10 protein-coding genes are annotated in these 13523 nt (G+C 39.3%); 9 read left to right on the forward strand and 1 reads right to left on the reverse strand.

Going from position 1 to position 13523, the window contains the following annotated elements; genetic code table 11:
* Window positions 1-100: 100 nt before the first annotated feature.
* Window positions 101-994, reverse strand: coding sequence for a gliding motility-associated ABC transporter ATP-binding subunit GldA (gene gldA / locus HMPREF9074_RS07005; RefSeq protein WP_009389865.1), 894 nt, complete (start codon window positions 992-994; stop codon window positions 101-103).
* Between the two features lie 132 nt (window positions 995-1126).
* Here gldA and HMPREF9074_RS07010 point away from each other — a divergent pair, with 132 nt between their 5' ends.
* The 9 genes from HMPREF9074_RS07010 to HMPREF9074_RS07050 all read left to right on the forward strand — a co-directional run bounded on the left by HMPREF9074_RS07010 (window position 1127) and on the right by HMPREF9074_RS07050 (window position 13359).
* Window positions 1127-3814 (forward strand): AsmA-like C-terminal region-containing protein, encoded by a 2688-nt coding sequence (locus tag HMPREF9074_RS07010; protein ID WP_009389864.1) that lies wholly within the window; start codon window positions 1127-1129, stop codon window positions 3812-3814.
* A gap of 22 nt (window positions 3815-3836) precedes the next feature.
* Entirely contained in the window at window positions 3837-4583 is a 747-nt protein-coding gene (gene gpmA, locus HMPREF9074_RS07015; protein ID WP_009389863.1) for a 2,3-diphosphoglycerate-dependent phosphoglycerate mutase, read from the forward strand.
* A gap of 65 nt (window positions 4584-4648) precedes the next feature.
* Window positions 4649-5764, forward strand: a complete 1116-nt coding sequence (gene bshA, locus HMPREF9074_RS07020; protein WP_009389862.1) for an N-acetyl-alpha-D-glucosaminyl L-malate synthase BshA — start codon at window positions 4649-4651, stop codon at window positions 5762-5764.
* Window positions 5765-5857: 93 nt separating this feature from the next.
* The gene (locus tag HMPREF9074_RS07025; RefSeq protein ID WP_034540105.1) at window positions 5858-7330 is read left to right on the forward strand and encodes an MFS transporter; all 1473 of its coding nucleotides are present in this window, start codon (window positions 5858-5860) and stop codon (window positions 7328-7330) included.
* A 34-nt stretch (window positions 7331-7364) separates the two neighbouring features.
* Window positions 7365-8690, forward strand: coding sequence for an MFS transporter (locus tag HMPREF9074_RS07030; protein WP_009389860.1), 1326 nt, complete (start codon window positions 7365-7367; stop codon window positions 8688-8690).
* Between the two features lie 146 nt (window positions 8691-8836).
* Window positions 8837-9892: a hypothetical protein gene (locus HMPREF9074_RS07035; protein ID WP_009389859.1), complete on the forward strand. Its 1056-nt coding sequence runs from the start codon at window positions 8837-8839 to the stop codon at window positions 9890-9892.
* A gap of 33 nt (window positions 9893-9925) precedes the next feature.
* The gene (locus tag HMPREF9074_RS07040) at window positions 9926-12193 is read left to right on the forward strand and encodes a molybdopterin oxidoreductase family protein (RefSeq protein WP_009389858.1); all 2268 of its coding nucleotides are present in this window, start codon (window positions 9926-9928) and stop codon (window positions 12191-12193) included.
* Between the two features lie 39 nt (window positions 12194-12232).
* On the forward strand, window positions 12233-12808 hold the full coding sequence (locus HMPREF9074_RS07045; protein ID WP_009389857.1) for a 4Fe-4S dicluster domain-containing protein: 576 nt from the start codon (window positions 12233-12235) through the stop codon (window positions 12806-12808).
* A 20-nt stretch (window positions 12809-12828) separates the two neighbouring features.
* On the forward strand, window positions 12829-13359 hold the full coding sequence (locus tag HMPREF9074_RS07050; protein ID WP_009389856.1) for a QcrA and Rieske domain-containing protein: 531 nt from the start codon (window positions 12829-12831) through the stop codon (window positions 13357-13359).
* Window positions 13360-13523 lie beyond the last annotated feature (164 nt).

Here is a 13523-nt window from a genome sequence, read left to right on the forward strand (position 1 = left end):
GCATTTTACATCAGAATTCTAATATAAAACGAAATATAAAAGACAAAAGACGAGGGCGTGATGCTCTCGTCTTTTGTCTTTTGTATTTCATCTCTTGTCTCTATTTCGTAAGACTGATAAAAAGCTCTTCTAAGTCGTTGTGTTTGTGGTTAATTTGAAGTATTTTAAGTCCGTTTTCTTTAGCAAAATCAAATACAGCAGGGCGCATATCTTCTGAAGTACTAAACTGCAATTGATATAGAAAATCATAAACATTAGTAGCAGCAATTATATGAGGGAGATTGCGCAACAATCGTTCTTCTACTCTAAAATCAAAAGCTACCTCTATTATCTGTTCTTTGCCTTGTAGGGCTTTCATTGGCTTATCTAGCACTATATTACCCTTATGAAGTACTATCACCCTATCGGCTACCGCTTGTATCTCTTGCATAATATGCGAAGATAGCAAGATGGTTTTGGTTTTGCCAAGCTCTTTGATGATATGGCGTATTTCTACTAACTGATTGGGGTCAAGTCCTGTAGTAGGTTCGTCTAAAATCAATATTTCAGGGTCGTGAATAAGAGCTGAAGCCAAACCTACCCGCTGGCGATAACCTTTAGAGAGAGCTTCTATCTTCTTATTGCTCTCTGGCGTAAGTCCTGTAAGAGCGATGACCTCTTCTACCCTACTCTTAGGCACTTTAGGGTACAAATCTGCTGTAAAACTCAAATATTCACGCACATACATCTCAGTATACAGAGGGTTGTGCTCAGGCAGGTAGCCTATCATCTTTTGTGCCTCAATAGGTTGCTTTAGCATATCTATACCATTGATACTGATACTGCCCTCTGTAGGGGTTAGCGCCCCTGTAATCATCTTCATTGTGGTAGATTTACCAGCACCATTCGGACCTAAAAAGCCTGTAATTTCACCCTTCTGCAACTGAAAGTTTATCTTATTAACAGCTATCTGTTGTGCGTATATTTTCGTTAAATTAGTTACTTGTACTGACATTATTTTCTATAATTTGCGGCAAAGATAATAAATAATTCAGAATTTTGAATTTTAGATTATGAAAAAAATTGTCAATTACTACTTGTTAATTGATAATTATTTATTACTTTTGCCCTGTAAAAAAAGAAAAATATGAAGATAGTAAAAAAAATATTTAAATGGGGCGGAATTACGCTGGTGGTGCTTCTAGGAGCAATGGTGGCTATTCCTTATTTCTTCAAAGATACTATTAAAGAAAAAGTCATCGAAATGGTGAACAAAAACTTAAAAGCCAATCTATCATTGGCTGATGTAGATATCAGTCTCTTTAAGAGTTTCCCAAAAGCACAGATAACCCTTAGCGATTTTGCTTTAGTAAACAAAGAACCTTTCGTGGGCGATACGCTTTTTGCTGCCAAACATATAGATGTTACCTTAAGTGTAAAAGACTTAATGGCAGGCAACTATAACCTATTGGGGGCTAATGTAAAAGACGCTTCAGCCTATATTCATTTCAATAAAGAGGGGGCTGGCAACTTCGATATTGCTATCCCATCAGATACTCCTGAAGAGGAATCGGCTCCTATCAAATTGGACATACAAAGCTATAATGTTGAAAATCTGAAATTCACCTTTAAGATGGACGATGGCAATATATTTATGGAAATAGCCGATATCTACCACAGTGGAAAAGGGAATTTCGCAGAAGAGGTACTCGACTTAGACACCCAAACTAAGGCAAACTTTACTTTTGCAATGGATAAAAGTACTTTTATGAATCGTGTGCCTATCACGCTACAAGCCTTATTAGGCATCGACCTAAAGAACCAAAAATACACTTTCAAAGAGAATAAAGCTACAGTAAACCGTTTAGACTTAGTTTTTAATGGCTTTATTCAGCTTTTAGAAGAAGGGCAACGCTACGACCTTACTTTTAGCACCCCTACTAATACTTTTCAAAACTTTTTAGCTCTTATACCAGAGGAATACAGTAAAAGTATAGAAAATGTAAAAACTACCGGCAACCTCACCCTAAAAGGATTTGCCAAAGGCGATATGGTAGGCGACAAAATCCCTACTTTTGGGCTCGAAATGTTTGCTGATAACGCTACTGTCAAATACCCCGATTTACCAAAAACTATTAAAGACATTAGCATAGATTTAAAAGTAAACAATGCTACAGGTATTACTAATGACACCAAAGTGAATCTCAATAAATTTGCAATGCGCATAGACCAAGATGTATTCTGGGCAAAAGCAAATGTTAGCAATATGTTAGTGAATCCTTTTGTTGATCTAGCTGCAAAAGGAACTATAAACTTAGCAAACCTATCACAGGCTTACCCTATTTCATTAGACAAGAAGTTAGCCGGTATCCTAAAGGCTGATATAGCAACACAGCTCGATATGAAGTCTGTAGAAACAAAAAACTACCAAAATATCAAAGCTCAAGGCAACCTATCATTAGCTCAATTTGTATATGAGGGCGAAGAGTTTGTTAAACCTTTTCATATAGACCAACTTAGTATGGCTTTCAATCCTTCACATATAGGGCTTTCTGCTTTTGATGCTCGCACTGGCAGCACCGACCTGCATTTAAATGGTACTATAGACAATTTATACGGATTTGTTTTCAAGAAAGAAATATTGAAAGGAAACTTCAATCTATCATCTAACAAATTAGTAGTCAATGATTTTATGCAGCCCGCTACAGCTTCAAGTAGTCCAGCTACAACGGCTACTGCTACAACTGCTAAAGCTACACAAAGCAGCACTACCGCATCAGCTATCAAAGTACCCGCTTTCTTAGACTGTACCCTTAGTGCCAAGGCTGGTACTGTGTTATACGACAATCTAACACTGAGCAACGTATCAGGCAAGCTCATCATCAAAGATGAAAAAGTAGCTTTAGAAAACCTAAAAACAGATATCTTTGGTGGTAATATAGCTCTTGCAGGAGATGTTTCAACCAAAGAAGCAACACCTACTTTTAACGTAAATCTAAATCTTAGCAAATTAAATATAGCCGAGGCTTTCACTCAAATAACTATGCTCGAAAAGATAGCGCCTATAGCTAAGGTAGTACAAGGAAAAGTAAATACTGTAATAAAGGTAAAAGGAAAGCTAAAATCAGACTTAACCCCTGAAATCAACACTATTTCGGGCGACCTATTTGCCTCTCTTATCGACTCAAAGGTAATAAGTGAAGCCTCTCCCCTACTCTCTGCTTTAGACTCTCAGTTTACAGGTCTTAACCTATCAAATCTAAACCTAAAAGACATAAAAGCAGCCGTTGATTTTGAAGATGGAAAAGTAAAAATTAAACCTTTCACCCTAAAATACAAAGATGTAGCTATAGAAGTGGCAGGTAGTCACGGTTTCGACCAACAAATGAACTACAAACTCCTCTTCAATGTACCTCCTCAAATGTTGGGCAAAGAAGCTGAAAACCTACTTACTAAGCTAACCCCTGAAAACCAAAAGAAGATAACCAACTTACCTGTAGTAGCTACCGTAGGGGGTACCTTTAAAAAGCCAGAGGTAAGCACTGACATCAAAACTGTAGTAAAAGATTTAGCTACCCAAATAGCTAAAAACCAAATCAATAATCTTGCTAACAAGGGTACCGATGCCCTCCGCGATGCAATAGCTACTAAAACAGGTACTGGCACCGCTGCCGAAGTAACCAACGCTATAGGCGGACTGATGAAGAACAAAGACAGTACCCTTACCAAGGTGAAAAATGATGTAAAAGAACGCGCCAAAGAAGAGGCTAAGAAAGAAGCTAAAAAGCAATTAGGCAATTTCTTAAAAGGATTAGGAGGCAATAAAGAAGAATAATAAAATAAATTTTTAGAGATATATGTATAAAGTAGTACTTTTACGCCACGGACAAAGTGAATGGAACAAGCTCAACCTATTCACAGGGTGGCAAGATGTAGATTTAACAGAGCAAGGAGTACAAGAAGCACGCGAAGCAGGTCGTGTAATGAAAGAAGAAGGCTTCAAATTTGATGTAGCTTACACCTCTGTACTAAAACGCGCTATCAAAACTCTTAACAACGCTTTAGAAGCTATGGGCGACCTATGGGTTCCTACCTACAAGAGTTGGAGACTTAACGAAAAGAGCTACGGAGCACTACAAGGCTTAAACAAAGCAGAAACTGCTGCTAAATATGGCGAAGACCAAGTGCTATTGTGGAGACGCTCTTATGATGTACGTCCACCTTTCATCGAAGAAAGCGATGAGCGTCACCCATCACATGACCGCCGTTATGCTGCCCTAAGCAAAGAACAAAAAACTCCAGGTGAAAGCTTAAAAGACTGCTATGACCGTATGCTACCTATCTGGTTTGAATCTATTGCTCCAGATATCAAAGCTGGCAAAAGCGTAATCATAGCTGCACACGGTAACAGCTTGCGTTCGTTAGTACAATACTTAGATGGTCTTTCAGAAGAAGAAATACTAAAATTGAACATTCCTACCGGAGTGCCTTTGGTATACGAGCTCGATGCTAACTTAAAGCCTATCAAACACTATTATTTAGGCGACCAAGAAGCTATAGCTGCTGCTATCAACAGTGTAGCTAACCAAGGAAAATCAAAATAATAGTATAGAATGATTTATTTTTAGGTCAGGCAATATGCTTGACCTAATTTTTTAATTTAAGAGATATGAACATAGCAATAGTATGCTACCCTACTTTTGGGGGCAGTGGCGTAGTAGCCACTGAGTTGGGGGTAGCCTTAGCCCGCAAAGGACACCAAGTGCATTTTATAACCTATAGTTACCCTGTACGATTGGATTTCTTAGAGATGAATATTCATTTTCACGAAGTGCATGTAGAAGAGTACCCCTTGTTTCACTACCAACCATACGAGTTAGCCCTCTCAAGCAAAATGGCATACGTAGTAAAAACCTATAATATCGATATACTACACGTACACTACGCTATTCCACACGCATACGCAGGCTATATGGCTAAGCAGATGCTCAAACGCGAAGGAATAGAAGTACCTATGGTAACTACCTTACACGGTACTGATATTACTTTAGTAGGCAATCACCCTACTTATAAAGAAGCGGTAACTTTTAGCATCAATGAGTCAGATGTAGTAACCTCAGTATCAGAAAGCCTAAAGCAAGACACACTCAGACTTTTTAACATACATAAAGACATAAAGGTAATTCCTAACTTTATAGATTTAAAGAAACCTAACGAAATAATTCCGTGCAAACGGTCGGTAATGGCAAAACCTAATGAGCTGATAGTAACTCATATAAGTAACTTTAGAAAAGTAAAACGTGTAGATGATGTTGTAAGAGTATTCTACGGCATACAACAGCAACTACCTGCTAAGTTAATAATGGTAGGCGATGGTCCCGAAAGAGAGACTGCCGACCAACTGTGCAAAGATTTAGGTATCAAAAGCAAAGTTCTTTTCTTAGGAAACACCTCGGACATCGACCGCATACTTTGTATGTCAGATTTGTTTTTATTGCCCTCAGCCTCAGAAAGTTTTGGACTTTCAGCCTTAGAGGCAATGGCAGCGGGCGTCCCCGTAGTATCAAGCAATGCTGGAGGCTTGTCTGAAGTAAATGAAGAAGGAGTGTCAGGATATTTATGCCCTATAGGAGATGTAGCTACAATGGCAGCAAGAGCTATCTATATATTAGAAGATACCACGCGCTTAGCACAATTTAAAAAAGGAGCTCGAAAAGTAGCTGAGCGTTTTGACGAGAATAAAATAATACCTATGTATGAGGCTTTGTACAAAGAATTAACATAAAAATCATTATCTTTTTTTATCTTTTATTTTTCTTTTACAAGAAAAGTTCTATTTTTGCACCCAGATTAATACTTAAATAGTTTTTTTAATATAATGAATTCTACAACATCTTTACGTACGTCTCACTTTGTGCTGACGTTAAACACCTTAGCATTCACTATTTGTTTTGCGTGTTGGACACTCAATGGGGTATTAGTAACCTATTTGGTAGACAACAGTGTTTTCAATTGGAGTGTGGTAGAGACCGGTTGGCTATTGGGCTTACCGATACTCTCTGGCTCTATTTTCAGACCCTTAATGGGGATGTTAACCGACAAATACGGAGGTAAACCTGTATTTAGTTCACTACTCATTTTCTGTGCGATTCCTTTCTTTTTGATGCACTTTGTCAATTCGTATTGGATGTACTTCATCTTGAGTATTCTTTTCGGTATGGTAGGTACAGGTTTTGCCGTAGGAGTAGCCTTTACTTCGGTATGGTATCCTAAGAACTGGCAAGGGCGTGCTCTCGGTATTTTTGGTATGGGAAATGCAGGTGCTGCTATTACTACCTTTTTAGCCCCTACATTGCTCAAAATGCTTACAGCTAACGACCCCGAAGGATGGCGTTGGCTACCTGTAATCTATGGGGTTGTAATTTTAATAATGGGATTAGCATTTTTGCTATTTACTAAAAACAAAAAAGCAGCTCAAGCCCCTAAGTCAATGCACGAAATGCTCACTCCTCTTAAATCAACAAGGGTATGGCGCTTTGGCTTGTACTACTTCTTAGTGTTTGGTCTGTTTGTAGCTTTCTCACAATGGTTATTACCTTACTACATCAACGTATATAGCACCTCTTTGATATTAGGAGGTATGCTTGCTTCTGCTTTTAGTTTGCCTAGTGGAGTAATCAGAGCCTTAGGAGGCTATCTGTCAGATAAGTTTGGCGCTCGCGCCGTAATGCATTGGGTTCTTCTTTCTTCACTTATCATAGGTGGATTGCTAATGCTTCCTAAGATGGAAATCCTTACTCCAGGAAAAGGAGTTGCAGCTAAAAAGAATACTACTGTAGAAAAAGTAGAAGGAAATGCTATTACCCTCGCCACTGGTGAAGTAATACAACTAACAGAAAAACCTGAAATAAAAGACGGTAACTACATTTTCCCAAAAAGTTATTCGTGGCAAGAAGCCCTTGTAAAAGAAAATCAACAAGTAAAGAAAAAAGAGGTAATAGCCCAAGGACAAACGCTTATCAAATTTGAGGCGCACTTATGGGTATACACTATCTTGGTAATCCTCATTGGTATTATGTGGGGTATCGGAAAAGCTGCTGTATACAAATACATACCAGAATACTTCCCTAATGAGGTTGGTATCGTAGGAGGTATGGTAGGACTTATCGGAGGGCTTGGAGGCTTTATAGGCCCTATCCTCTTTGGTTACCTACTCGACTTTACCGGCTTATGGACAAGCTCGTGGATATTCGTGTTCTTCACTTCAGCTGTGTGCTTGTACTGGATGCATCGCACTATCAACAAACTAAACAAAAAAGCAGCTCCAGAGCTACAAAATAAAATTGAATAATTTTTGAAAATTCACAATTTAGAATTAATTACATATGAGTAAATGGTTAGAAAAATGGGAGCCAGAAAATGAAGCTTTCTGGCAATCTACAGGTAAGAAAATAGCGAATAGAACGCTTACAATTACCACTATTGCGCTTACAATGTCGTTTGCGTGTTGGTTTCTATATAGTGCTGTAGTAGTACAGTTACCAAAAATAGGTTTTCAGTTCAGTGATGACCAACTATTTTGGTTAGCTGCTATGCCAGGATTAGCAGGAGGTCTTTTGCGTATATTGAACACTTTTTTAATTCCTATTTTCGGAACACAAAAAGTAGTGTCTATCAGTGCATTGCTAAAGATTATCCCCTTGCTAATGCTCGGCTTTGCAGTAATGGATCCTAGTTCGTCTTACGGCTACTTTATGCTGATAGGCTTCTTACTAGGTATTGGTGGTGGTGATTTCTCCTCTTATATGCCATCTACCTCTTTGTTCTTCCCTAAACGCCTATCAGGTACCGCTTTAGGCATACAGGCTGGGGTAGGAAACTTTGGGGTGAGCCTTGTACAGCTGCTTTCGCCTATCGTTATCAGCCTAAGTATCTTCTCTTTCTTAGGAGGAGGAGAAACAGTATTGACTACCGGTAAAACTATTTTCTTAGAAAACGTAGCGTTCATCTATGTATTGCCGCTTTTCTTAGTAGGTATTTGGGCTTGGTTCTCACTAAAGAGTATTCCTGTAAAAGCATCATTTAAAGAACAGTTAGACATCTTTGGCGACAAGCACACTTGGTACTGCACTGTTACATATATTATGACTTTTGGTATTTTTGCAGGTCTTTCTGCTGCATTCCCATTAATGATTAAGAATATGTACGTACCATTAGACAATACGCTTGAGCCACTGCACTATGCCTTCTATGGCCCTCTTATCAGCTCTGCTATGCGAGTGCTTTTTGGTAAAGTAGCCGACAAGTTTGGCGGTGCTATTCTTACACATATCACTGGTATTGCAATGGGCATTCTTTTTGCTATCCTCATTTTAGGAGGTTATCTAACCCCTACTTCAGCAGATCAATTCCCAATGTTCTTTATTATCATTATGGCTATCTTCTTCTTTACAGGTGTAGGTAATGCTGCTACCTTTAAGCAATACCCTACCATCTTTGCAGCTTCTCCACGTAAGTCTGCAGGGGTAATAGGTTGGACAGCTGCTGTAGCTGCTTTTGGGCCTTTCATTTTCAATATAATGATACCACAATCACGTGCTTGGTTTGGTACTTCTAAACCTTTCTTCTGGTGTGTTTTCGCCCTATGTGTAGTAGCTACATGGATAAACTGGCACTTCTATACTCGCAAAGGATGTGAGAGACCAAGTTAGACTGATTTTAAAAAAGAGATAATTACCTTATATCACAAGGAATTAAAACAAAACAAGTGAATTACGAACGGTTCTAAATTACAAAAACTGTTTGTAATTCACTTTCTTATTTGTATCTTTGCCCCCAAAGAGTAAAACAAAATTATATGTTCAGTATTTTCACCAAAATAAACAAGAAAGCATTCCGCAATGCTGTTATTGCTACATTGATAGTAATAGCTATTACGGTAATAGGTTCTGTAAACCTACAGAACTACGATGCTGCCCTGATGATATACTTTTTTGGTACTATCAGTATGACTTTTGGGATAGCTTATAAGCATAGTGTTTGGCTACAACGCCCCCCTACCCAAAAGTATTGGAAACGCACTTGGCAGCTGTTGCGCAGCAAAGATTATTGGGCACAACTGAAAGACTATGGTAGGCTAACTTTTAAAAACCTACTATTGCAGAAATTCTTAATGCCACGTAGCAAAATGCGCTGGTTGGGGCACTTCTTGCTATCTGTAGGTTGCTTGATTTCATTCGCTGTAACCTTTGGGCTTACCTTCGGATGGATGCACTTCACCTTAGTTCCCGGCACTACCGATATGTATGAAACCCATTTTATGGGCTTTTCAGTAATGACTTTTAAATTGGGTACTATTGTAGCCTTATTCCTCTTCCACATTCTAGTATGGACTGCCATAATGGTCATTATAGGTTCTGCTATAATGATGCATCGTCGCTTTGTAGATGAAGGGCAGATGGCAAGCCAATGGTTTGAGCGCGATTGGTTGCCCCTTATATTGCTGATAGTTGTATCAGTAACTGGATTGGGTATTTGGTTTGATTACTCATTCTTAGAAGGCAAAATGAGTCAGTTTATGGCTATTACCCACGCCATTGCAGTAGCGATGTTCCTAATGTGGATACCTTTTGGTAAATTCTTCCATATATTTCAGCGTCCTGCCCAGATAGGGGCAAATGTATACCGCCTAAAAGGGGCTAAAGAAGGGATGCAAGTATGTCCACACACCAAGGAAGAGTACGCTTGCAAAATGCAGATAAACGACCTAAAAGAGGTGACAAAAGAGCTCGGATTCAAATTAGAAAACAAAGAAGGAATGAGCTACTTAGAGTATAGTCCTGAAGGCAAACGCTGTATGCTAGCTAAAGCACACCTTAAAGCCCGTGAAGAAGCGGGTAGTTTCTTTGGTTAATTTCCTAATTCATTATTTTAAAAAGAGAAAATTATGGCAACGTTACCCGTACCCGTAGACGAAATTATAGCAAAGTGGGGGCCCCATAAGCACTATATGACAAAAGAGAGTGCTAAGGCGCGCGCCTCACAAACCCCTGACGAACTTGTAAAAACACACTGTTGTTTTTGCGGGTTGCAGTGTGGTATCAAACTCAAAATAAAAAACAAAAAAGTAGTAGGTTTTGAACCTTGGAGAGAGTTCCCTTTTAACGAAGGACGTCTTTGCCCTAAAGGAGTGCAACGTTATATGCAAGATAACCACCCTGACCGCCTACTACAACCTATAAAACGCGTAGAAGGTGTAGGCTTCGTACCTATAGAATGGGAAGAAGCTTACAGCACTGTAGTAAGTGAAATAAAACGCATACAAGAGCAATATGGCAGAAATGCCTTTGCAATGCTTTCAGGCGTATCACTTTCTACCGAAAAAAGTTATTTAGTAGGAAAATTTGCTCGTGTAGCCCTCAAAACAGCTAACTTAGACTATAACGGAAGGCTTTGTATGGTGAGTGCCGGAGCTGGTAATAAGAAAGCTTTTGGTATGGATAGATCATCTAACTCGTGGGCTGATCTTGCTCACGCTGAAGTGATTATCATAACAGGAGCTAATATCTCTGAATGTTTTCCTGTACTTACTTATCGTATATGGGAAGCCCGCGATAATGGAGCAAAAATTATAGTAATTGACCCTCGTGTAATTCCTTTAGCACGTACTGCCGATGTACACCTACCTTTGCGCTCTGGTACCGACACTGCCCTTATGAGTACTATGCTAAAAGTACTTATTGACAACGATTGGTTAGACCATGACTTTATAGACAACTACACTTCAGGTTGGGAAGAAACTGCTAAAACAGTAGAACACTGCACACTTGAATGGGGCGAAAAGATAACTGGTGTTCCTAAAGAATTGATATACAAAGCTGCTGAGATGTGGGGTAAAGCAAAAACCTCATTCTTAGTACATGCACGCGGTATTGAGCAACACCGCAAAGGGGTACTCAACGTGTTAAGCTGTATCAACTTAGTATTAGCAACTGGACGTATTGGTAAACCTTATTGCGGTTATGGTACTATTACCGGACAAGGAAACGGACAAGGAGGACGTGAACACGGACACAAATGCGACCAGCTACCTGGTAACCGCGATATAGAAAACCCTGAACACCGCCAGATAGTAGCTGATTTTTGGGGTATTCCTGAATCGGAACTACCACGTAAAGGACTCAGTGCTTACGAAATTATTGATGCTATCAACAAAGGAGAAATTAAAGGGTTACTTTCTATCTGCTTCAACCCTATTATCTCTTTACCTAATAACAAATACGTAAAAAGTGCCTTAGAAAAGCTCGAATTTTACACAGGTATTGATTTCTTCCTTTCAGAAACATTGCGTCACGCTAACATTGTATTAGCAGGCTCTTTGCAAGAAGAAGAAGAAGGTACTACCACTACTTCCGAAGGACGTGTAGTACGTATTTCGGGAGCTGTAACCCCTCCTGGAAAAGCTAAACGCGATATTGAAATTCTTAAAGAATTAGCAAAACGCCTTGGTCAGGAAGATAAGTTCAACTTCCCTACTTCCGAGGATATATTTAATGAAATTCGCCATATTTCGAAAGGTTCATATGCTGATTACTACGGTATTACTTACGAAAAAGTAGAAAAGAATATGGGCGTTTTCTGGCCATGCCCAAGTCTTGACCACCCAGGTACACCGCGTCTTTGGGAAGACCGTAAATTTAAGACTAACGACGGTAAGGCTCACTTTAACCCTACCCCTTATCAGCCACCGGTAGAAGAACCAGATGCTGACTATCCAGTAGTACTCACTACAGGACGTGTAGTAAGCCAGTACTTAAGTGGTACCCAAACACGCCGTATTGGTAAATTGGTAGATATTTACCCAGAACCATTAATGGAAATACACCCTGAGTTGGCAGCGAAATATGGTATAGAAGAAGGCGACTTGGTGCGTATTACTACTCGCCGCAACTCAGCAGTATTCCCTGCTAATGTAGTAGTAACAATCCGCAAAGATTCAATATTTGTACCTTATCACTGGGGAGGCGTGAACTCTGTAAACCAGCTCACTGTAGGATTAGAAGGTCTTGACCCTATCTCTAAGATGCCTGAGTTTAAAGTATGTGCCTGCAAGATAGAGAAAACAGGAGAGAAGAAAGCCAAAGACTCTGCTGAATATGCCTACAGAAGTAGAGATGTGCTATTTGCAGAGGGTGACACCCCTATCCCTAACTAAGTAAAAAAGAGTATACAAAAAGAGTAAAAACAAAATTCAATGGCAGAACAATTTAAAAAATTCAATGATATGGAGTTCTTCTTGGACATGCAGCGTTGCATAGGCTGTCACTCTTGCGAGATGGCTTGTGCAGAATGCGAAACCAATGGAGAGACCTCAATGATTCATATTCACTATGTAGACAGGCGCGAGACTGTACAAACTACTGTGCAAGTATGTATGCACTGTGATGACCCTATCTGTGCCAATGTATGTCCAGCAGATGCTATAGTGAAAGATGAATACGGTATTGTACACTCAGCTGATGTATCAAAATGTATCGGTTGTGCTAACTGCGTGCTTAGCTGTCCATTCGGTGTACCTAAGATACCTGACCAAAATGCACTGTTAATGATGAAGTGCAATATGTGTTACGACCGTACCAGCGTAGGCTTAAAGCCTATGTGTGCTACGGTATGTCCAAGTGGAGCACTTACTTTTGACACCAAAGAAAATGTGGCTAAAAAACGCCCTAATAGTACCCCTATTAAGAAGTTTATCTTTGGCGAAGAGGTAGTAACTACTAAGGTAAACCTAATGATGCCTAAGGGCAGTGAAGAGATTAAGGTATTTTAATTACAAAAAACACTAAAAAAATGGCAGACGAAAATAAAAACATACCCGACTGGAAAGCAGACTTTCCGATTAAGAAGACTGAAGCAGGCTATGTAGCGAGACGCGACTTCTTAAAAGTCATTACGCTCTTCTCTGGAATTATGGCAGCTGTAAATGTATTCATACCTGTATTCAACTTTTTCCATAAGCGGAAAGTGATTAAAGATTACTTTGTATGCAATGCATCAGAGCTAAAAGTAGGAACGCAAAAGACCTTCTATGTAGATGGCGACCACCGCAATCCGTATATGCTAATACGCTTAGCAGAAGACGATTGGCGTGTATACGAACAAAAATGTACCCACCTTTCTTGTTCGGTAATTTACGATCATGAGCACGGAATGATAGAATGTCCTTGTCATCACGGCTTTTTTGACGCCAAAGATGGTAAGGTACTGCAAGGACCTCCGCCACGCCCTCTACCACGCCTAAACGTAGTGGTAAAAGACGGCAAAATATTTGTGGAAGATTACACATACGAACAACAAATCAACCACAAAGCACACTCTTAATTAACAATTAACAATTTGATGTTATGGCAATTAGAAAAAAACCTATACAAAAAGCTACTACTCGTGTAAATGATATGTTAGCTTTTATCATTGGCATTTACATACTACTTACTGGTATGCAAATGTGGTTGCTATTTGGTACTATCAACAAAGCTCTATATCTG

It is taken from the genome of Capnocytophaga sp. oral taxon 329 str. F0087 (assembly GCF_000213295.2).
In the GTDB taxonomy this organism is placed as follows: Bacteria; Bacteroidota; Bacteroidia; order Flavobacteriales; family Flavobacteriaceae; genus Capnocytophaga; species Capnocytophaga leadbetteri_A.